This window comes from Alteromonas sp. MB-3u-76 (assembly GCF_002831605.1).
Lineage (GTDB): Bacteria > Pseudomonadota > Gammaproteobacteria > Enterobacterales > Alteromonadaceae > Alteromonas > Alteromonas hispanica.
Window position 1 is genome coordinate 3,854,697 of the sequence record NZ_CP025115.1, and the last position, 19,726, is coordinate 3,874,422.

Sequence of the window (19,726 nt, forward strand, 5' to 3'; positions counted from 1 at the left end):
CCCGCTTACTTCTTAATTGGCTTACGAGGACCTTTACGGGTACGCGCATTAGTTTTAGTGCGCTGACCACGTAGAGGCAAGCTACGACGGTGGCGAATACCACGGAAGCAACCCAGGTCCATCAAACGTTTGATGCTCATAGAGACTTCACGACGTAAATCACCTTCAACAGTGAATTTCGCCACTTCGTCACGAAGCTTATCGATAGTAGCTTCGTCTAGCTCTTTGATTTTTGTATTTTCTGCAACACCAGCACCCGCACAAATGCTTTTCGCACGTGTGGGGCCAACGCCGTAGATCGCTTGGATAGCGATAACAGCATGCTTGTGCTCAGGAATGTTAATGCCAGCGATACGGGCCATTAACAGCACTCCTCTTGTTTAATTGTCGACGACCTAAAAAGCCCGATAGGATACTCATCCGTCGACCAAATTGCAAATTTAGGTTCAAAATACCCATAAACAAAGCTAGCAGAACCCGATAAGTATAATTCGGATTCTGCTTAGTAGCCTTGCAAGTATTCTTTACCGCTTAGATTAACCTTGCCTTTGCTTGTGCTTTGGCTCTGTACAAATTACACGCACAACGCCGTTGCGCTTGATAACTTTACAGTTACGGCAAATCTTTTTAACTGATGCACGAACTTTCATTACATCACTCCCCTATCTTTACTATTAAGGGGCTAACTTAACGGCCGTAGCCTTTAAGATTAGCTTTCTTCAGAACAGACTCATATTGACTACTCATCAAATGCGTCTGCACCTGTGCCATAAAGTCCATGATAACCACCACGATTATGAGAAGCGACGTACCACCGAAGTAGAACGGCACATTCCAGGCAATTAGCATAAATTCAGGCACTAAACAAATAAAGGTTATGTACAGTGCGCCAGCCAATGTGAGGCGAGTCATTACCTTATCTATGTAACGCGATGTTTGTTCACCCGGACGAATACCAGGAATGAACGCACCAGACTTCTTCAAGTTGTCTGCTGTATCACGCGGGTTGAAAACCAACGCCGTGTAAAAGAAACAGAAGAAGATAATAGCTGCTGCATAAAGCATTACATATAGCGGCTGACCTGGAGATAGCATTAATGCTACATCCTGCAACCAAGCTGTTGATTCATTCTGACCGAACCATCCTGCGATAGTTCCTGGAAACAGAATAATACTGGAAGCAAAGATTGGTGGAATTACACCAGCAATATTGACCTTCAATGGTAAATGCGTGCTCTGCGCTGCAAAAACCTGACGGCCCTGCTGACGCTTCGCGTAGTTTACCACAATTCTGCGCTGTCCGCGCTCAACAAATACCACTAGGTATGTGAGCGCAATAACAATCACAGCAATCAACAATAGGAACAACAGGTTAATGTCGCCCTGTCTTGCTTGCTCTGCCGTTTGGCCTATTGCTGTAGGTAAACCCGCAACAATACCAGCAAAAATCAAGATTGAAATACCGTTACCGATACCTCTTTCGGTAATTTGCTCACCTAACCACATTAGGAACATAGTTCCCGTGACTAGACTCACTACCGCTGTAAAGTAGAATCCGAAGCCAGGGTTCAATACCAATCCATTAATTAGGTTGGGCAGACCAGTCGAGATACCAATTGACTGGAAAATCGCTAGTACAAGCGTTAAATAACGCGTGTACTGACTGATTTTACGACGGCCTGCTTCACCTTCTTTTTTAAGCTCTACCATCGGTGGATGAACCACCGAGAGCAACTGCATAATAATGGATGCAGTAATGTATGGCATAATGCCCAAAGCCAGAACGGATGCACGCTCAAGCGCACCACCAGAGAACATGTTAAACATTTCTACAATGGTGCCTTTCTGTTGCTCGAACAAGTCAGCAAGTACAGCTGGATCGATGCCAGGGATAGGAACATAAGAACCTAGTCTGAAAACAACAATCGCACCTAGTACGAACAACAATCTTGCTTTAAGCTCACTCAAGCCGCTTTTAGCGCCTGAATCCAATCCTGGTTTAGCCATCTAGCTTATTCCTCTACTTTACCGCCAGCAGCTTCAATCGCTTCTTTAGCGCCTTTAGTAACCTTTAAACCGCTTACTGTTACAGCTCGTGATACTTCACCGCTCTTAACTACTTTTACAAACTGCATTTCTTTCTTAACAAGACCTGCTGCTTTAAGTGTTTCAAGAGACACTGTATCACCGTCAACTTTCGCAATTTCTGCAAGCGTTACTTGATCAGTAACAAAGCTCTTGCGTGAAGTGAAACCGAACTTCGGAAGACGACGCTGTAAAGGCATCTGACCACCTTCGAATCCTGGCTTAACGCGGCCACCTGAACGGCTTTTTTGACCTTTGTGACCTACGCCACTCGTTTTACCAAGACCTGAGCCGATGCCTCGACCAGTACGCTTACCAGATTTATGAGCCCCTGGTGCAGGAGCAATAGTATTTAAACGCATGTTCTTACTCCTCCACTATCTCGACCATGTAATGTACACGGTGGACCATGCCACGTACGGCTGGGGTATCTTCCAGTTCACGAACATGGTTGATCTTACGAAGACCTAAGCCTTTAAGCGTAGCTTTGTGCTTAGGCAGTCTGCCGATAGCACTTTTAGTTTGCTTTACTTTAATCGTTGCCATGTCTGATTACCCCAAAATTTCATCTACAGACAATCCACGTTTCGCAGCAACTTTCGCTGGAGAATTCATCTCTGTCAGCGCGTTGATTGTTGCACGAACAACGTTGATTGGGTTTGTAGAGCCGTAACATTTTGAAAGTACGTTTTGTACGCCAGCTACTTCAAGTACTGCACGCATTGCACCGCCGGCGATGATACCGGTACCTTCTGATGCAGGCTGCATGTAAACTTTAGAGCCAGAGTGACGACCTTTAATAGGGTGCTGTAACGTATTGCCGTTAAGGTCTACGTCAACCATGTTGCGACGTGCCTTTTCCATAGCTTTCTGGATTGCAGCAGGAACTTCACGTGCCTTACCGTAACCGAAACCTACGCGACCGTTACCGTCACCCACTACTGTCAATGCAGTGAAACTAAAGATACGACCACCTTTAACCACTTTAGATACGCGGTTTACGGCAATCAATTTCTCTAGAAATTCACCATTTTGAACGTCTTGTTTAGCCATTATAAACTCCTAGAACTGAAGACCAGCTTCGCGAGCTGCATCAGCTAATGCTTTAACGCGACCGTGGTATTGGAAGCCACTACGATCGAAAGCCACTGCTTTAATGCCTTTCTCAATAGCGCGCTCTGCGATTGCTTTACCGACTACCGTCGCTGCTTCAGCGTTACCTGTAGACTTAAGATCTTTCGCAAGATCTTTCTCAACAGTTGAAGCCGCCGCTAATACTTCAGAACCGCAAGGAGCGATTAGCTGAGCGTATATGTGGCGAGGTGTACGGTTAATTACCAAGCGATGCGCGGCCAGTTCACGAATTTTTGCTCGTGCGCGAGTAGCGCGACGAATGCGAGCTGTTTTCTTATCCATCGTATCACCCACCTACTTTTTCTTAGCTTCTTTACGACGTACGTTTTCGTCAGCATAACGAACACCTTTGCCTTTGTAAGGCTCTGGTGGACGGTAACCACGAATGTTCGCCGCAACCTGTCCTACCACCTGCTTATCGGCGCCTTTGACGACGATTTCAGTTTGGCTAGGAGTTTCAACGGTAATGCCTTGAGGCATTTCGTATACTACAGGATGAGAGAAACCTAGCGTAAGGTTAAGCTTGCTACCTTGTGCTTGAGCACGGTAACCAACACCATTTAGCTGAAGCTTTTTCTCAAAACCTTGTGAAACACCTTGAACCATTGCGTTAAGAAGTGAGCGAACAGTACCAGCCTGTGCCCAGTTGTTTGCAAAACCTTCACGAGGAAGTGCTTTCAACTGGTTCTCTTCTTGTACAACTTCAACAGCGTCGTTAAAAACGCGGCTCAATGTGCCTTTACTACCTTTTACAGTAACTTCTTGACCAGAGATAGAAACTTCTACACCTGATACCAAGTCTACTGGGGCTTTTGCTATACGTGACATTTCAACTCCTCCGTTATGCTACATAACCGATGATCTCACCGCCCATGCCAGCGTTGCGCGCTGCACGGTCAGTCATCACACCTTTTGAAGTCGACACGATAGCGATACCCAAGCCACCCATAACCTTTGGAAGCTCATCTTTTTTCTTATAGATGCGCAGACCGGGGCGACTTACGCGCTCGATAGTGTCAATTACTTGCTTGCCTTCGAAGTACTTAAGCGTAACTTCTAAAACAGGCTTAACGTCACCAGATGCAGCGAAGTCTACGATGTAACCTTCTGACTTCAATACTTCGCAGATAGAAACGCGAAGCTTAGAAGACGGCATAGTTACAGAAACTTTCTGTGCCATCTGGCCGTTACGGATGCGGGTAAACATATCCGCGATAGGATCTTGCATACTCATTATCAGCTACTCCTTACCAGCTGGCTTTCTTAAGGCCAGGGACTTCACCGCGCATCGCTGCTTCACGAAGCTTAATACGGCTAAGACCGAATTTGCGTAGGTAACCATGTGGACGACCAGTTACACGACAACGGTTGCGTTGACGAGATTTACTAGAGTCACGTGGTAGTTGTTGTAGCTTCAGAACAGCGTCCCAACGCTCTTCTTCAGAAGCGTTAACATCGCTGATAATCGCTTTAAGTGCCGCGCGCTTTTCAGCATACTTAGCTACTAGCTTAGTACGCTTCGCTTCGCGTGCTTTCATTGATTCTTTTGCCATAACCCTACACCCCTTACTTTTTGAATGGGAAGTTAAACGCGTCCAGCAGAGCACGTGCTTCGTCATTAGTATTCGCACTGGTAGTGATAGTAATATCCATACCGCGAACCTTATCCACTTTATCGAAATCGATTTCAGGGAAAATGATTTGCTCACGCACGCCCATGCTGTAGTTACCACGTCCGTCGAATGATTTAGGATTCAAACCACGGAAGTCGCGGATACGCGGGATAGCGATTGAAATCAAACGCTCTAGGAATTCCCACATACGCTCGCCACGTAGGGTTACTTTACAGCCAATCGGATAACCTTCACGGATTTTAAAGCCCGCTACTGATTTTCTAGCAACTGTAACAACAGGCTTCTGACCGGCGATAGCCGTCATGTCAGCTTGAGCATTTTCAAGCACCTTCTTGTCAGCAACTGCTTCACCTAAACCCATGTTTAGAGTGATTTTTTCAATCCGAGGGACTTGCATGACGCTTTTGTACCCGAACTGCTTAGCAAGTTCAGCTACTACTGTTTCTTTATAGAAATCATGCAGTTTCGCCATCGTACTCTCCAATATAATTAAACAAGTTCGCCGTTAGACTTGAAGAAACGTACTTTCTTCTCATCTTCAAAACGGAAACCAACGCGATCTGCTTTGCCCGTTGCCGGGTTAACAATCGCAACATTAGAAACGTGAATAGAAGCTTCTTTCTCAACAATACCACCAGCAACACCCAATTGTGGGTTAGGCTTAGTGTGTTTCTTGACGAGATTAACGCCTTCTACAATTAAACGGTCATCAGCCATAAGCACTTTAAGGACCTTGCCTTGTTTGCCTTTGTCTTTACCCGCTAATACGACTACTTCATCATCACGACGAATTTTATTAGCCATTATCGTGACTCCTTATAGTACCTCTGGGGCCAATGAGATGATTTTCATGAAGTTTGAACTTCTCAACTCACGGGTTACCGGGCCAAAGATACGCGTACCAATTGGTTGCTTGTTTGCATTAAGCAAAACAGCCGCGTTACCGTCAAAACGGATGGTTGAACCATCTGAACGACGAACGCCTTTTCTAGTACGCACCACCACTGCATTCAGTACGTCACCTTTTTTAACTTTACCGCGAGGAATTGCTTCCTTAACAGTAACTTTGATGATGTCACCGATACCTGCATAACGGCGATGCGAGCCACCAAGAACCTTAATACACTGAACCCTGCGAGCGCCGCTGTTGTCTGCAACGTCCAGGTTAGTTTGCATTTGGATCATGTTAGTGCTCCGCTCTAAATTAAGACTCTCCCGAGTCGTTATTGTGCTGCTAAAAGCAACTGGATATCGCTGCTTTTATGTACATACCCCCATAAAAAGGGCGCGAAACTATAACAGAATTATTAGCGAAGCGATAGCGGAAAATTGAATTAATTTTAGACTGGGGCGAATAAAAAAACCCCCAGCGACTAACTGGGGGGTAGATAACCACAGAGGAGGTCATCAAGCAGGAACTATTTCCAAACCTGAACGTCGACATGAGCACCACGAGATGACATTCGGGCATACTTTAAAAGTAATAGAGAATTCAGAAAATGGTAGGTTTTTCACTCATCATTTAGTCTAATAATTTTAGGCTAGTTGTTGAGTGAAAACCTTCGTATTTCCTATCACATCTCTTTTTTGTGAACGACTAAAACAGTACATTGATTTGGTAGCCTGTAGGTGTGTTTGCAGGCTCGATGGTTACAATATAGTTTTCTTCTTCTGTAAAGCCGAACAGTGCTGTTCTGTCTAGTAGCACTTGTTCGTCGTTGTCATCTTCGTAGACTGCGATGACTTCATAAAAGTCTGACGGCAGTACCGTACTATTGCTTTCACCAAACTCCAGATTGCGAATTTTGTATTCCGCTGTGTCTATGGTTTCGTCAACGCGTACCAAGTAAACTTCAACGTCGTCATAATCGCTAACGAGATTGATGAAGTTAACAGTTTTGTCGTACGCCTGCGGCAGCCCGCTCTCTTCAAAGGTAGAAGCTTTGAGCGTATTGTTTGTTTGATAAATCAATATTGCCTTACTTTCACCTTGGTTTAGCGTTACAAGCTTATTGCTTAAGGGCGTTAATGTATCTGTTGAGTCGGTTACGCTCACCCGATAGTCACCGTAACGAATAGCAGAAAACTCCGAAAGCTCTCCAGCAGACAATGCAAATTCAATGTCTTCTTCGTCTGTGTTGCCACCAAAGGTAATGTTAAGCGGTGTTGTCAGGTCTGTTGAATTGTAAATACGATATTGAGCGTCGGCCTCTACATCGGTTAGCGCTGAGACAGTAGATGAATTCAAAATGGTATCGACCACTAATCCTTCTTGGATAGCGCCACTTACATCACGAAGCGCCATTACGTATTCAGTTTCGAAAACAAAATCGAGAGTTTGCGACTCGAAGATCACCTCGTTGCTTCCGGGTGTTGTTAGATATATTGTGTATTCGCCCTCATCGAAGTCGTCGCTGTCGTCATCACCGTCCCAATAGATTAATTCGCCTAAATCGTTTGGTGTTACTGTTCCAAGAAAGTTGGCTGCTTCAAAGGGATCACCTGCATCACTCATGTAAAAGTCGAAGGAATTGCCTTCCATTGTCACCGATAGTGCTAATAATCGGAAATGGTCTTCAAGCGTCTCCCGTTCATAACTATATTCCGTGAATGTAGGGTTATTGAAGTCGCCACTCATGACGATTATTGTTTTGTCGCCTTCTCTTAGATTTACCGTTATCTCATCGATATAGATTTCTTGGTCATCTGAATCCGTACGAATGAACTCTAATACAATTTCGCCGCTTTCCATTGAATACATAGGCGTAGCATCGCCAAATTGCGCTGAACCAAAGCTGTCTTCATCTACTTCTCTCATTTCTACGTTTGCGCCGTTTGGTGATGCGTTATAGAACTGAAGATATGCAGATTCAAAATCTGAGCTACCGCTATCTGAGCCACCGCATGCCGAAAGGGCGAACAGCGCAACCAAGGCTAGCGCTAAAGTTTTACTAAAGTGACAGGCACTATTACTAATGTGACAGGCACCGCTTCTAAAGTGACAGGTACGATAAAGCGAAGAGAGTAATTGCATAAACGGTGTTTCCTTTAAATTTGTTTTTAAATAGATAAATTAGATAGCAGCACAGACGGGAAAACATGCGCCGAACGCCGTTATGGCATAAAAATGTGGCGTAGGTTCATAGCTTTACTCTTTCTTTACAAAACTGACATTTAACTGAAGAAAACGGCGTAAAACTAAACAAATTGGGAAAATAGCAAGAAGGGTTGTTTGGGCTATAACGTAGAAGGTTTTCCTGAGAGGGTTTACTCCAAGGCGGCTTCTGATAACTATCGAGTAGGGTGAGGCTTGCGCCTCATCCCTCTTATATGGACTCCCTGAAGTAATCAACATCTTTTGAAAAATTAGTAGTAGATGCGCTCTTATATACGGGCTTTAAATGGAGAGCTACTCCTGCCCTTCGATGTATACGCACCAACAGTTCAATTCTCACACACAGTGTTTAGTCACTTGAGAGGACTGGCTGAATTCTGCTGGTTGGTCTTACCATTTATTTTCGCAATTTGTTGATTTACTAACTCTTAGGCTGCTAACAGTATCGGATTGTAATCGTCATTATTCTTTATTAGAGCAACAGCGGTTCTCACCGTTTTATTTGCTAACGCGATGGCAGCAACCTTCTTTCCCCTTCGGTCAACTAACGCCTTCAGCCACTGCTCTTTCACAGTCTTAGGCTCTCTGGATACTGCTTTATTCACTACCGACATTGCTCCCTGATAGAGCAAACTTCGCAATCTTTTATCTGCACAGTTTTTAGAAATATGTCCCAATCGCTCTTTACCGCCGGTCGAATGCTGCTTCGGTGTCAAACCTATGCATGCTGATGCATCCCGGCCTGTATTGAACTCTGTCGCATTTCCCAATCGAACGGTTAACCCCAAAGCAATCAAAGGGCCTACGCCTTCGAGTTTACTTAATTTCTGGCAAACAGGATTATGCCGCGTGTGTTCTGCTATGAGCCTGTCATAACTTTCTATTTGAGTCGTATAGAGTTGTAACATTTGTGACTGCGCAGCCAAAGCCTGACGATAATTCATCGGCAAGCCGTTTTCTGCATCTTCTAAAATGTCAGGCAGCGCAGTGACTAAATGATTTAACCCCTTTGCTATCACAATCCCGAATTCCGTCAACAGTCCTCGTATCTGGTTTGCCAACGCCGTCCTTTGCTCCAACTGCAGCATTCGCACCCGCTCCAGGGCCTGAAGACCCTGTTCATCTTCCTCCATGATGCCACAAGAGTTTATATGAGGTAATTGAGCCGCAATACCGATAGCGTAGGCGTCATTTTTATCTGTTTTTTGCTTTAATTGCAGCCCTTTTACTGCGCGAGGATGAATGATTTTTACTTGATGACCATGCCGCCTCGCTAAACGCGCCCAGTAATTCGAGCCACCACAGGCTTCCATTGCCACTAACGCTGACACATGGTTTCCCAGAAGTGCTATCAATGCTTTACGACTCATTGCTTTGTTATAATCAATTTTTCCGTCACTGTTGAACTTGCAAACCTGAAAGGAATGCTTTGCAAGGTCAATTGCAATAATTGTATTCTTAATCATGTATGGACCCCTTTGGCTAATTTGACAATTAAGACCGTACCCCTTTCAGGGAAGGGAGTCCATACATCTCACAGAACCGTACGTACGGGCCTCGTATACGGCTCCTGCATACTTCATATCACTTGCTAAGTGACACAATGCTAATTTGCAATCTAGTATCGTGCGCCCTATGGACATCGTTCATTTTCTAACATTGTGGTAACTTTCATTGCAGGGTTTGGCGTTCTAGCACTGAGGCAATCTACCAAATTTGACTACAATTACTTCCCATATACGGCCTGTCTCACCAGACATCACTATTCCTAGCGCACCGATTCGACTTGTCCCGCTGATCTGGCGGCTTGTGTATCAATGATAAAAAAACTCACAACTCATCAGAGTCTTAAAGTCTGCTTCCCCCCTTCGCAATCCATTTAAGCTTTTGGCTAAAATAGATCCTATCAAACACAATGCTGATAGTCGGCTTGGTTTTACCCTCCACACCATTACTGGCTTTCATCGGCCTAGCCTTACTCACTACTACGGGTTCATCTGCCACCTCACACTCGCAACATTCTTGGATCACTCCTTGAACGATACGTCCAACCATTTGATTGGATCCAATGCCAGGCTTCCCCAGTTACTGTTCTGGTAACCACGTTATGGCTCCCTGTTAGAAATTCCACCCTCAAACACAAAACAGGTCTGACTGAGTATCGGGCTTCGCGCTATTTTGCACGCTTACCCACCTGCCTTGCCGAATCAGGTTCACTTTCGTTGTGTACCTCTAACTTCCTATGGCTTCCTTCAGACCCTATCGTTGGCCAACAGCGCCCTTGCCATTCGGATTATCTTCCCCTCAGTCAGGGTGATTCAGGTTTCTTTCAACCTGACGGGTTTGCCAGCTTCGCTGGGCAAACATCGAGTAGGGTGAGGCTTGCGCCTCATCCCTCTTATATGGACTCCCTGAAGTAATCAACATCTTTTGAAAAATTAGTAGTAGATGCGCTCTTATATACGGGCTTTAAATGGAGAGCTACTCCTGCCCTTCGATGTATACGCACCAACAGTTCAATTCTCACACACAGTGTTTAGTCACTTGAGAGGACTGGCTGAATTCTGCTGGTTGGTCTTACCATTTATTTTCGCAATTTGTTGATTTACTAACTCTTAGGCTGCTAACAGTATCGGATTGTAATCGTCATTATTCTTTATTAGAGCAACAGCGGTTCTCACCGTTTTATTTGCTAACGCGATGGCAGCAACCTTCTTTCCCCTTCGGTCAACTAACGCCTTCAGCCACTGCTCTTTCACAGTCTTAGGCTCTCTGGATACTGCTTTATTCACTACCGACATTGCTCCCTGATAGAGCAAACTTCGCAATCTTTTATCTGCACAGTTTTTAGAAATATGTCCCAATCGCTCTTTACCGCCGGTCGAATGCTGCTTCGGTGTCAAACCTATGCATGCTGATGCATCCCGGCCTGTATTGAACTCTGTCGCATTTCCCAATCGAACGGTTAACCCCAAAGCAATCAAAGGGCCTACGCCTTCGAGTTTACTTAATTTCTGGCAAACAGGATTATGCCGCGTGTGTTCTGCTATGAGCCTGTCATAACTTTCTATTTGAGTCGTATAGAGTTGTAACATTTGTGACTGCGCAGCCAAAGCCTGACGATAATTCATCGGCAAGCCGTTTTCTGCATCTTCTAAAATGTCAGGCAGCGCAGTGACTAAATGATTTAACCCCTTTGCTATCACAATCCCGAATTCCGTCAACAGTCCTCGTATCTGGTTTGCCAACGCCGTCCTTTGCTCCAACTGCAGCATTCGCACCCGCTCCAGGGCCTGAAGACCCTGTTCATCTTCCTCCATGATGCCACAAGAGTTTATATGAGGTAATTGAGCCGCAATACCGATAGCGTAGGCGTCATTTTTATCTGTTTTTTGCTTTAATTGCAGCCCTTTTACTGCGCGAGGATGAATGATTTTTACTTGATGACCATGCCGCCTCGCTAAACGCGCCCAGTAATTCGAGCCACCACAGGCTTCCATTGCCACTAACGCTGACACATGGTTTCCCAGAAGTGCTATCAATGCTTTACGACTCATTGCTTTGTTATAATCAATTTTTCCGTCACTGTTGAACTTGCAAACCTGAAAGGAATGCTTTGCAAGGTCAATTGCAATAATTGTATTCTTAATCATGTATGGACCCCTTTGGCTAATTTGACAATTAAGACCGTACCCCTTTCAGGGAAGGGAGTCCATACATCTCACAGAACCGTACGTACGGGCCTCGTATACGGCTCCTGCATACTTCATATCACTTGCTAAGTGACACAATGCTAATTTGCAATCTAGTATCGTGCGCCCTATGGACATCGTTCATTTTCTAACATTGTGGTAACTTTCATTGCAGGGTTTGGCGTTCTAGCACTGAGGCAATCTACCAAATTTGACTACAATTACTTCCCATATACGGCCTGTCTCACCAGACATCACTATTCCTAGCGCACCGATTCGACTTGTCCCGCTGATCTGGCGGCTTGTGTATCAATGATAAAAAAACTCACAACTCATCAGAGTCTTAAAGTCTGCTTCCCCCCTTCGCAATCCATTTAAGCTTTTGGCTAAAATAGATCCTATCAAACACAATGCTGATAGTCGGCTTGGTTTTACCCTCCACACCATTACTGGCTTTCATCGGCCTAGCCTTACTCACTACTACGGGTTCATCTGCCACCTCACACTCGCAACATTCTTGGATCACTCCTTGAACGATACGTCCAACCATTTGATTGGATCTAATGCCAGGCTTCCCCAGTTACTGCACTGGCTCCCTGTTAGAAATTCCACCCTCAAACACAAAACAGGACTGACTGAGTATCGGGCTTCGCGCTATTTTGCACGCTTACCCTCCTGTCTTGCCGAATCAGGTTCACTTGCGTTGTGTACCTCTAACTTCCTATGGCTTCCTTCAGACCCTGCCGTTGGCCAACAACGCCCTTGCCATTCGGATTATCTTCCCCTCAGTCAGGGTGATTCAGGTTTCTTTCAACCTGACGGGTTTGCCAGCTTCGCTGGGCAAACAAAAAAGCCTGCAAAATCTGCAGGCTTAGATTGATAATTGCCGATCAGGCTTGTTTAACGATAATCGCGAATAGTTACTCCCAAGAGAATTACTCGTAAGAGTAAGACAGCGTAACGTTGCTGTATCTAGAGTAAGCACGTACGCCGATATGCCAAGTACCCGCAGCTGGTGCGTCAAACGTACACACTTCGTTGTTACCGTTACGATACGGACGACAATCGAAATCACCGGTCTCAGGTTGTGAGCCAAACTTCATGTACAAGTCTGCATCACCCGAACCACCAGCAATACTCACCGACATTTGGCTAACGCCTTCAGGAATAGTCCAGGTATAGCGATTCCAGTCGTTACGTGAAGCAGATAGGCCCGGAACCTGACCAGATACCGGCTCAACCGTTGGACTACCGCCGTTGTCTGTACCGCCGCCGTTACCGTCACAACCGTTGGTATTTAGTTGGTTGTAAGCATTGGCTAGTTGCATGAGACCGAAACCGTAAAAGTTATCGCGACCTGCACTGCCTTTATCTTCAGCACTTACATTAAGCGCATTTCTAATTTGGTTATTTGTACATTGCGGGAAGTAACTCCATATCAATGCTGCACCACCAGCTACGTGAGGTGTCGCCATTGACGTACCGCTTAACGCAGCGTAGGTGTTTGTTGGATAAGTAGACTGTACAGCGCTACCAGGTGCCGCAATTTCTACTTGGTCGTTATACTGGCTGTAGCTGGCGCGGTTTTCGTTTGAATCTACCGCAGCTACAGACATTACCGCATCGTAAGAGGCAGGATAAGACTTGCCACTATTGCCATCGTTACCCGCTGCTGCCACTAACAGCATACCCGCATCAGTGAAGCTTTGCATGGCATCGCGCTCTGTTGCCGATGCACTGCCGCCACCTAGGCTCATGTTAACCACGTTAGAGCCTGCATTCTGACATTGAGAAATAGCGTCGATTAGATCTGATGCGTAAGTCCATTGGCCGTTGTCGTTGAATATTTTTACGATATGAAGATCGACGCCAGGATATACACCTACAACACCTTCGTTATTATCATAAGCAGCGATAGTGCCAGCAACGTGCGTTCCATGTCCGTTTCCGTCATTGTACCAATTGCCCACCGCAACGTTATTCGCATTACCTGTAACACCGTTATTGGTATCCGGTAAGTCGGGATGGCCTAAGTTGTAACCTGTGTCGATAACACACACTTTACGTGCAGTGGTATCGGCTTGGCCGAATTGATTAGCCTGAACCATGGTATAGCCGTATGGCGTGGTTTGCGCCATAAGTTTGCGTTTTGCATCTATTTCAATGCTTTCAACATTTGGGTTTTTACGTAATTCATTCAAGGCTTTACGATCTAACTTCGCTGCCATTAAACGTTGCTTTTTCAAGGTCTTTTTAACTAATCCCCCTGCTCGCACAACATCATTTTTTGCAGCTTGAACGTTAAACGCTTTTTTCTGCTGACCGAATTTTAACGCCCCTTTGCCTTTTAAAGACTCATCGTTAGTGCCCATCAGGACGTCAGATGTCATTTCGTCTCTAAATTTTACGATGTAACGATCGCCAGGTTCTTCAAGTGAGCCAAAACCGATTTTTGTGAAACGTTTGTTTAGGCCCTTGTTTAATTTTGATGAGAAAGACTGTTTCTTTGCTTCTACTTTTACCGGAGCATTTTCTTCAGCTACTGCACTTTGACCAGCAAAGGCTAAGGACACTGCGATGGCAGCCGCCGTCATACATGTGTGTTTCTTATTTTTTAAATTCAAAATTTATTTCCTGTTTATCTGTCTTTTTTTAGTTTCAGCACTTTTAATCTCGTACTTTTGAAACCTTTAGTTATGTTTTGACATACAGGTTCAACCATTACCTCATACGAAACGCCTATCCATGACTTTCAACGCAACTGCGTTGTAACGACCTACCCGCGTGTCAGTTGTCGTAAATAAGCGTGCGTTGCACTTCATCTACAAAGCCCATATTAGCCAGAGAATCAACATGTTAAGTATATTACTCAAAACTTGATGAGCTTTTTTCATACCTTTTAAAAATAATCAAAATGCAATTTAAAAGGACAAACCACGTAAACCCTAGCTTTTGGACAAATTCATATTAGGAATAGAATTTAATAATTAACAATTATTTTACAAATGCAAATGTAACAAAATGTGACCTATACCTTTTTGAGAATTATTGGCATTAACTAGAGATAGCTGAGGAGATAAGTGAGCACTTGGTTTGGTGAGTTAGCTAGGTGGAATGAGTAGATTTATTAAATTTAGACAGGCAGTTTACTTATTAAGACAGGCATTTTAGAAAACAGGTCGTTATTTCTCTTAACTTGATTAATGATACAGTAAATTAAGGTCAGCAAAACATTGTTGAGTTAATTAGACGCAGTCGAGGAATTAGATTTCTTTGTGGAAAAGATATGTAGAGTCAGGTTGGCTGTGCCAGGATGTCATCGATTGATTTGGGGTGAAATTATCCAAGTAAGCGCATAGCGCTTTTTCGTCCATGAACTCGCTGTTGATGTTGGTTGTGGGCGTACTGCTCGAGGTGAACCACTTTTCCCGCAGCGTGCTTGAAACAGTTTTCAAACTGGGTAGTTAACGTCAGCCATTTTTCATCGTCGATGCCAAGACGCACTAGAATGTGTGGCATATTGCTTTCTACTTTGCCGTGTTTAGTTGGAAGAATACACCGACTTGTTGTATCCACAAGCTGAAGGTAATCGCTAAGAGTGAAAGGTAAGCCATGGGGCCTATCTCGCTGTGAGTTGCCAGCAAAAGGCATGAGTCGTTTCGGTGTTTTACCCACCCTTGCAGCACGAATTCGGTATTGAATGCTGGTATGGTTAGAGGTTTCAGGCGTTTTCGCCACATTAGCGCGTATCGGGTTTAAATCGACGTAGGCCATACAGGCAGCTAGTGCAGACTCATCCAGTAGCGCCTGGGATTTAAATCTTCCCTCCCAAAAATGTCCTGTACATTCATCCTCTTTATTGGCCGCGCGAGCTATGTACTCATTGAGTGCGCGCATAAACCAACTGATATCATAAAGTCGTGCTCGCCACACGCCTGCCGTATTTTCCACGGTGTCTATCTGTGCCTCGCTGAGGCCTTTTCGTGTCATGGGCGAGGCATACTGCTGCGTTAACAAGGTTCCTCTGTACAGCGAGTGCCAACGCTCAATAACCTCTTCTGTAGAGAGCGCTATCGCTTTCTCTTTATTCACATGCAGAACGATATGGGTATGGTTACTCATTACCGCGTAGGCACAAACTTCTATCGCAAATACATCACTTAATACATGAATGCGGTCTTCAACCCACTTGCGGCGGTGTTCGAAGCTTTTTCCGTGCTCTGTTCCACACAAGAATGCGCGGCGAACACAACGAGATACGCAGTGATAATACGGTGTATCTGATAAGCTAATTTGAGACTTTCGGGCTTTAGGCATCGAGCTATTCTAACGTTTAATTATGCTGCTACCAGTTTGGAGTGCTACATCACCTAAAGAAAGTGTATTGAGGTACAGTTTTAAAATTGTTTTATGCCTGTCTCATTTGCTTTTTGTTGCTATTCTTTTATGTGTGTCTTATTAGTGGTTAATTTTAATGCTCTTTTATGCCTGTCTCATTAGTGGTTACTTTTGCGGGTACAAAAAAAGGGCAATATAGTTGCCCTTTTGGTGGTGCACAGAGTTCAGCCCTCATCAGTTTTCACATCTCTAACTTAGGCGCTGCCTTACAATCTCATATAAACATACGCCGGTGGCAACCGATACGTTTAAACTTGAAACACTGCCAGCCATGGGAAGCTTAACAAGTTCATCGCAGGTCTCTTTAGTCAGCCTGCGCATGCCTTTTCCTTCAGCGCCCATCACCAAAGCGGTAGGGCCTTTAAGATTCACATCAAACAATGTTTTATCAGTTTCGCCGGCTGTCCCCACAATCCAAAGCCCTTTGTCTTGAAGGTGCTTTAAGCTCCTCGCAAGATTGGTAACTTGAATAAGCGGGATGACCTCGGCTGCACCACACGCTACTTTGCGCACAGTACCGTTTAAACTTGCAGATTTATCTTTAGGTACAACAACCGCGTGAACGCCTGCGCCGTCAGCGGTTCGCAGGCAGGCACCAAGATTATGTGGGTCGGTAATACCGTCTAACACAAGTAACAAAGGTTGAGGCTCGCGTTCTAAAATACGATCGAGGTCAGCCTCGTCGAGAACACGAGCTGGCTTGGCTCTTGCCACCACACCTTGGTGTTGCTCGCCGTTTACCTTGTCATCTAATGCTTTGCGCTGACAAAACTGCACGGAAATGCCAAAACGGCGGGCCTGGTTCACAATATTGACGAGACGCTCATCGGTTCTTCCCTTAAGCACCATCACTTCAACAACGCGTTCGGGTTCATTTTCTAACACCGATTGCATAGCGTGTAAGCCGTATAACCACTCTTGCTGCGCCATTTAACGCTTTCCTTTTTTACTAGTATTGTCTGATTTAGCTGCTTGTGCAGGCCCTTTTCCACCGCGTTTAGCGCCGCCTTTACCGGCTGCAGGTTTAGGTCCGCGCTTCCCTCTGGTAGTGGCTTTTTTGGCAGTTTTTACCTTAACCTTCTTACCACCGGGGCTGCGCAGCATAGACTTATCGAGTAATAAATCAATCTTTCTCTCATCTAAATTTACAGCAGCAACTTGCACTTCTACAGTATCGCCCAATCTAAATTGATTGTGACCAGACTCACCAACTAATGCCATTTTCACTTCGTCGAAATGATAGTAGTCATCATCTAGCGACGTAATATGCACCAGACCATCAATATGGTATTCAGTAAGGCGAACGAATAAACCAAAATTGGTTACCGAGCTTACAACACCTTCAAACTTATCGCCTACGTGGTCGAGCATAAACTCACATTTCAGCCAATCAGCGACATCGCGAGTTGCATCGTCTGCTCTGCGCTCGGTCATTGAGCACTGCTCGCCTAATTGCTCTATTTCGTCAACCGTATAGGTTTTGCTTCCGCTAACCGACTTTTTGCCCTGCTGTTTTGCAATAATGCTTTTTAGTGCTCTGTGAACAACCAAATCAGGGTAACGACGTATGGGCGAGGTAAAGTGCGCGTAGGCCTCTAATGCTAAACCAAAGTGACCGACATTCTCTCCGTCGTACACCGCTTGTTTCATAGAGCGAAGAAGCATGGTCTGAATCAACTCTTCATCTACGCGGCCTTTGGTTTTTAACACCACGTCGGTAAATGCAGAAGGCTCTGCATCATCAACAATGCGGTGTGGAATACCAATCTCGCTGAGGTAACTTGTGAATGCTGTAAGCCTGTCGGCATCTGGCTTGTCGTGAACTCGGAATAAAGCCGGCGCTTCGTGCTTTTCAAGCATAAGCGCAGCACTCACGTTGGCCATTATCATGCATTCTTCAATAAGCTTATGTGCATCGTTGCGAACCAGTGGAACAATGTCTTCAATTTTTCGCTGAGCGTTAAACACAAACTTCACTTCTTGCGTTTCAAACTCTATGGCACCGCGCTTGGCGCGAGACTTTTTCAGGCTGCGGTACAAATCGTGCAAATTACGCAAATGCGGAACATGAGCTTCGTAGCGCTGGTGTAACTCTTTATCACCCTGAAGAATATTCCACACTTTATTGTAGGTCAGTCGCGCATGGGAGTTCATTACTGCTTCGTAAAACTGAAACTCTTCTAGTTTGCCCTGTGCGCTAATGGTCATTTCGCACACCATGCACAAGCGATCTACCTCAGGGTTAAGTGAGCACAGTCCGTTTGAAAGCACTTCCGGCAACATAGGAATAACTTGGTCAGGAAAATAGACCGAGTTTCCGCGCTGCTGGGCTTCATCGTCTAGCGCTGTGCCCGTGCGAACGTAATGACTAACATCGGCAATAGCCACCCAAAGCTGCCATCCACCGTCGTCCAATGGTTCGCAATATACAGCATCGTCAAAGTCTCGAGCGTCTTCACCATCAATAGTGACTAACGGCAATTGTCGCAGATCGACTCGACCGGCTTTGGCTTCATCCGGCACTTGGTCGGTAAGGTTTGAAACCTGTTTAGTTACCCCTTTCGGCCATTGGTGAGGAATATCGAACGTGCGTAACGCCATCTCAATTTCCATTCCCGGCGCCATATGCTCGCCAAGTACTTCTACCACTTTCCCGACCGGGCTCATTTTTCGACGTGGTCGTTGCGATAGTTCTACTACAACTACCTGTCCCATTCGAGCGCCGTTAGTACTCTCTGGAGGTATAACTATTTCTTGTTGCAGACGACTATCGTCTGGAACCACCATGCCAAAGCCTTGCTCAAGAAAATAGCGGCCCACAATTGGCTCGCTTCTCGGCTCAATCACTTGGGTAATGAACGCCTCTTTCCGACCGCGGCGATCGGTACCGCTTATTCGAGCTTCTACAACGTCGTCGTGCAAGAACATATTCATTTGCCCTGCACTAATGAACAAGTCGCCACTCTTATCTTCTGGGCGCAAGAATCCAAAACCGTCGCGGTGGCCTATAATCCGGCCTTTAATTATTTCATCACGGTTTTGAAGAATGTACTTTTTCTGACGGGTAAACTGCACTTGGCCCTCGCGCTCCATAGCGCGCAATCGTCGCTGAATTCCAATTCGGGCATCTTCGCTTTCGGCGTTTACCTGTGCGCAAATATCAAGGAATGACATAGGTTTGTCTTCTTCCTTCAAAATGCTCATCAGATGTTCCCGGCTTGCTACCGGATTTTCGTACTTTTCTTTCTCGCGCTGATAATGCGGGTCGTCACTCATGTATTTGTAATTTACCTTTTATTTGTATTAAACGGCTTAGCCTAATTGCTTTACCATTTGGTCGTTTGGTGCACAGTATAACAGTATTTACCACAAAAACATTGCACACTAGTGACACGCTTGGGTCATACAGCCTGTGTATAAAAAGACGTTCGAATTATAACTACGCTTGTAACGCAAGTTAGAAGACAGCGGCATGGCTCAGTAAACGTACAGTAAACGTATAGCAAGGCATTTTAAGTCGCAGAGCTCAGTATATTGGAGTGCATGTGCCCTCTGTCAATTTAATGTGGTTCTGACCCCATTTATTTTACTGTGCTAGAAACCGTGCTAGTCTGGCAATAAGAACTATTCTCAATGATTGGCCGTAACAGCCATTCCTATAGAAAATA

Annotated in this window: 24 protein-coding genes; 2 read left to right on the forward strand and 22 right to left on the reverse strand. The window is 45.1% G+C overall.

The window, feature by feature from the left end; all coding sequences use genetic code 11:
- Positions 1-5 precede the first annotated feature (5 nt).
- The 16 genes from rpsM to CW735_RS17215 all read right to left on the reverse strand — a co-directional run bounded on the left by rpsM (position 6) and on the right by CW735_RS17215 (position 10,023).
- Positions 6-362, reverse strand: coding sequence for a 30S ribosomal protein S13 (rpsM, locus tag CW735_RS17140; RefSeq protein WP_012519216.1), 357 nt, complete (start codon positions 360-362; stop codon positions 6-8).
- 174 nt (positions 363-536) lie between these two features.
- Entirely contained in the window at positions 537-650 is a 114-nt protein-coding gene (rpmJ, locus tag CW735_RS17145) for a 50S ribosomal protein L36 (RefSeq protein WP_013786217.1), read from the reverse strand.
- 37 nt (positions 651-687) lie between these two features.
- On the reverse strand, positions 688-2,007 hold the full coding sequence (gene secY, locus CW735_RS17150; RefSeq protein ID WP_032094886.1) for a preprotein translocase subunit SecY: 1,320 nt from the start codon (positions 2,005-2,007) through the stop codon (positions 688-690).
- 5 nt (positions 2,008-2,012) lie between these two features.
- Complete coding sequence (gene rplO / locus CW735_RS17155) at positions 2,013-2,447, reverse strand: 50S ribosomal protein L15 (protein WP_071980722.1); 435 nt, start codon at positions 2,445-2,447, stop codon at positions 2,013-2,015.
- Between the two features lie 4 nt (positions 2,448-2,451).
- Positions 2,452-2,631 carry a 50S ribosomal protein L30 gene (gene rpmD / locus CW735_RS17160; protein ID WP_032094888.1) on the reverse strand — a complete coding sequence of 60 codons (180 nt, stop codon included), beginning with the start codon at positions 2,629-2,631 and terminating at the stop codon, positions 2,452-2,454.
- 6 nt (positions 2,632-2,637) lie between these two features.
- Complete coding sequence (rpsE, locus tag CW735_RS17165; protein WP_071980723.1) at positions 2,638-3,138, reverse strand: 30S ribosomal protein S5; 501 nt, start codon at positions 3,136-3,138, stop codon at positions 2,638-2,640.
- Between the two features lie 9 nt (positions 3,139-3,147).
- Positions 3,148-3,501: a 50S ribosomal protein L18 gene (rplR, locus tag CW735_RS17170; protein ID WP_032094986.1), complete on the reverse strand. Its 354-nt coding sequence runs from the start codon at positions 3,499-3,501 to the stop codon at positions 3,148-3,150.
- Between the two features lie 12 nt (positions 3,502-3,513).
- Positions 3,514-4,047, reverse strand: a complete 534-nt coding sequence (gene rplF, locus CW735_RS17175; protein WP_083595320.1) for a 50S ribosomal protein L6 — start codon at positions 4,045-4,047, stop codon at positions 3,514-3,516.
- A 13-nt stretch (positions 4,048-4,060) separates the two neighbouring features.
- Positions 4,061-4,453 (reverse strand): 30S ribosomal protein S8, encoded by a 393-nt coding sequence (gene rpsH, locus CW735_RS17180; RefSeq protein WP_071980724.1) that lies wholly within the window; start codon positions 4,451-4,453, stop codon positions 4,061-4,063.
- A gap of 13 nt (positions 4,454-4,466) precedes the next feature.
- Positions 4,467-4,772 (reverse strand): 30S ribosomal protein S14, encoded by a 306-nt coding sequence (gene rpsN / locus CW735_RS17185; RefSeq protein ID WP_071980725.1) that lies wholly within the window; start codon positions 4,770-4,772, stop codon positions 4,467-4,469.
- A 13-nt stretch (positions 4,773-4,785) separates the two neighbouring features.
- Positions 4,786-5,325 carry a 50S ribosomal protein L5 gene (rplE, locus tag CW735_RS17190; RefSeq protein WP_071980726.1) on the reverse strand — a complete coding sequence of 180 codons (540 nt, stop codon included), beginning with the start codon at positions 5,323-5,325 and terminating at the stop codon, positions 4,786-4,788.
- Between the two features lie 17 nt (positions 5,326-5,342).
- Positions 5,343-5,657 carry a 50S ribosomal protein L24 gene (gene rplX, locus CW735_RS17195; RefSeq protein WP_071980727.1) on the reverse strand — a complete coding sequence of 105 codons (315 nt, stop codon included), beginning with the start codon at positions 5,655-5,657 and terminating at the stop codon, positions 5,343-5,345.
- Positions 5,658-5,669: 12 nt separating this feature from the next.
- Positions 5,670-6,038: a 50S ribosomal protein L14 gene (rplN, locus tag CW735_RS17200; protein WP_071980728.1), complete on the reverse strand. Its 369-nt coding sequence runs from the start codon at positions 6,036-6,038 to the stop codon at positions 5,670-5,672.
- A 412-nt stretch (positions 6,039-6,450) separates the two neighbouring features.
- Entirely contained in the window at positions 6,451-7,887 is a 1,437-nt protein-coding gene (locus CW735_RS17205; RefSeq protein WP_232368316.1) for a DUF4397 domain-containing protein, read from the reverse strand.
- Between the two features lie 509 nt (positions 7,888-8,396).
- A complete protein-coding gene (locus CW735_RS17210) occupies positions 8,397-9,434 on the reverse strand; it encodes an IS110 family transposase (RefSeq protein ID WP_100970721.1) in 1,038 nt (345 codons plus the stop codon).
- 382 nt (positions 9,435-9,816) lie between these two features.
- The gene (locus CW735_RS17215; RefSeq protein WP_015068459.1) at positions 9,817-10,023 is read right to left on the reverse strand and encodes a hypothetical protein; all 207 of its coding nucleotides are present in this window, start codon (positions 10,021-10,023) and stop codon (positions 9,817-9,819) included.
- Positions 10,024-10,190: 167 nt separating this feature from the next.
- Between CW735_RS17215 and CW735_RS17220 the strand changes: the two genes are divergently transcribed.
- Positions 10,191-10,388: a hypothetical protein gene (locus CW735_RS17220; protein WP_157812720.1), complete on the forward strand. Its 198-nt coding sequence runs from the start codon at positions 10,191-10,193 to the stop codon at positions 10,386-10,388.
- A 195-nt stretch (positions 10,389-10,583) separates the two neighbouring features.
- On the opposite strand, the gene CW735_RS17225 is transcribed toward CW735_RS17220, so the two are convergent.
- Positions 10,584-11,621, reverse strand: a complete 1,038-nt coding sequence (locus CW735_RS17225) for an IS110 family transposase (protein WP_100970721.1) — start codon at positions 11,619-11,621, stop codon at positions 10,584-10,586.
- 382 nt (positions 11,622-12,003) lie between these two features.
- The gene (locus tag CW735_RS17230; protein WP_015068459.1) at positions 12,004-12,210 is read right to left on the reverse strand and encodes a hypothetical protein; all 207 of its coding nucleotides are present in this window, start codon (positions 12,208-12,210) and stop codon (positions 12,004-12,006) included.
- Here CW735_RS17230 and CW735_RS19650 point away from each other — a divergent pair, their 5' ends adjacent.
- Complete coding sequence (locus CW735_RS19650; protein ID WP_157812721.1) at positions 12,211-12,540, forward strand: hypothetical protein; 330 nt, start codon at positions 12,211-12,213, stop codon at positions 12,538-12,540.
- A 55-nt stretch (positions 12,541-12,595) separates the two neighbouring features.
- Here CW735_RS19650 and CW735_RS17240 read toward each other — a convergent pair whose 3' ends face one another.
- From CW735_RS17240 to rnr, 4 genes are all read right to left on the reverse strand, one after another.
- Positions 12,596-14,284, reverse strand: coding sequence for a S8 family serine peptidase (locus tag CW735_RS17240; RefSeq protein ID WP_100973019.1), 1,689 nt, complete (start codon positions 14,282-14,284; stop codon positions 12,596-12,598).
- A 715-nt stretch (positions 14,285-14,999) separates the two neighbouring features.
- A complete protein-coding gene (locus CW735_RS17245; RefSeq protein WP_100973020.1) occupies positions 15,000-15,977 on the reverse strand; it encodes a transposase in 978 nt (325 codons plus the stop codon).
- A 270-nt stretch (positions 15,978-16,247) separates the two neighbouring features.
- Entirely contained in the window at positions 16,248-16,988 is a 741-nt protein-coding gene (rlmB, locus tag CW735_RS17250) for a 23S rRNA (guanosine(2251)-2'-O)-methyltransferase RlmB (RefSeq protein ID WP_100973021.1), read from the reverse strand.
- On the reverse strand, positions 16,989-19,334 hold the full coding sequence (gene rnr / locus CW735_RS17255; RefSeq protein ID WP_071980732.1) for a ribonuclease R: 2,346 nt from the start codon (positions 19,332-19,334) through the stop codon (positions 16,989-16,991). It abuts the gene before it with no gap.
- Positions 19,335-19,726 lie beyond the last annotated feature (392 nt).

Bases quoted from the DNA above. Each gene is read 5' to 3' on its own strand.
- rpsM (WP_012519216.1), bottom strand. From the start codon at position 362: ATGGCCCGTATCGCTGGCATTAACATTCCTGAGCACAAGCATGCTGTT.
- CW735_RS17225 (WP_100970721.1), bottom strand. From the start codon at position 11,621: ATGATTAAGAATACAATTATTGCAATTGACCTTGCAAAGCATTCCTTT.
- CW735_RS17210 (WP_100970721.1), bottom strand. From the start codon at position 9,434: ATGATTAAGAATACAATTATTGCAATTGACCTTGCAAAGCATTCCTTT.
- CW735_RS17205 (WP_232368316.1), bottom strand. From the start codon at position 7,887: ATGCAATTACTCTCTTCGCTTTATCGTACCTGTCACTTTAGAAGCGGT.
- CW735_RS17245 (WP_100973020.1), bottom strand. From the start codon at position 15,977: ATGCCTAAAGCCCGAAAGTCTCAAATTAGCTTATCAGATACACCGTAT.
- rplN (WP_071980728.1), bottom strand. From the start codon at position 6,038: ATGATCCAAATGCAAACTAACCTGGACGTTGCAGACAACAGCGGCGCT.
- rplR (WP_032094986.1), bottom strand. From the start codon at position 3,501: ATGGATAAGAAAACAGCTCGCATTCGTCGCGCTACTCGCGCACGAGCA.
- rpmJ (WP_013786217.1), bottom strand. From the start codon at position 650: ATGAAAGTTCGTGCATCAGTTAAAAAGATTTGCCGTAACTGTAAAGTT.
- rlmB (WP_100973021.1), bottom strand. From the start codon at position 16,988: ATGGCGCAGCAAGAGTGGTTATACGGCTTACACGCTATGCAATCGGTG.
- rplX (WP_071980727.1), bottom strand. From the start codon at position 5,657: ATGGCTAATAAAATTCGTCGTGATGATGAAGTAGTCGTATTAGCGGGT.
- rpmD (WP_032094888.1), bottom strand. From the start codon at position 2,631: ATGGCAACGATTAAAGTAAAGCAAACTAAAAGTGCTATCGGCAGACTG.
- rplF (WP_083595320.1), bottom strand. From the start codon at position 4,047: ATGTCACGTATAGCAAAAGCCCCAGTAGACTTGGTATCAGGTGTAGAA.
- CW735_RS17215 (WP_015068459.1), bottom strand. From the start codon at position 10,023: ATGGTTGGACGTATCGTTCAAGGAGTGATCCAAGAATGTTGCGAGTGT.
- rplE (WP_071980726.1), bottom strand. From the start codon at position 5,325: ATGGCGAAACTGCATGATTTCTATAAAGAAACAGTAGTAGCTGAACTT.
- rplO (WP_071980722.1), bottom strand. From the start codon at position 2,447: ATGCGTTTAAATACTATTGCTCCTGCACCAGGGGCTCATAAATCTGGT.
- rnr (WP_071980732.1), bottom strand. From the start codon at position 19,334: ATGAGTGACGACCCGCATTATCAGCGCGAGAAAGAAAAGTACGAAAAT.
- CW735_RS17230 (WP_015068459.1), bottom strand. From the start codon at position 12,210: ATGGTTGGACGTATCGTTCAAGGAGTGATCCAAGAATGTTGCGAGTGT.
- rpsH (WP_071980724.1), bottom strand. From the start codon at position 4,453: ATGAGTATGCAAGATCCTATCGCGGATATGTTTACCCGCATCCGTAAC.
- rpsE (WP_071980723.1), bottom strand. From the start codon at position 3,138: ATGGCTAAACAAGACGTTCAAAATGGTGAATTTCTAGAGAAATTGATT.
- secY (WP_032094886.1), bottom strand. From the start codon at position 2,007: ATGGCTAAACCAGGATTGGATTCAGGCGCTAAAAGCGGCTTGAGTGAG.
- rpsN (WP_071980725.1), bottom strand. From the start codon at position 4,772: ATGGCAAAAGAATCAATGAAAGCACGCGAAGCGAAGCGTACTAAGCTA.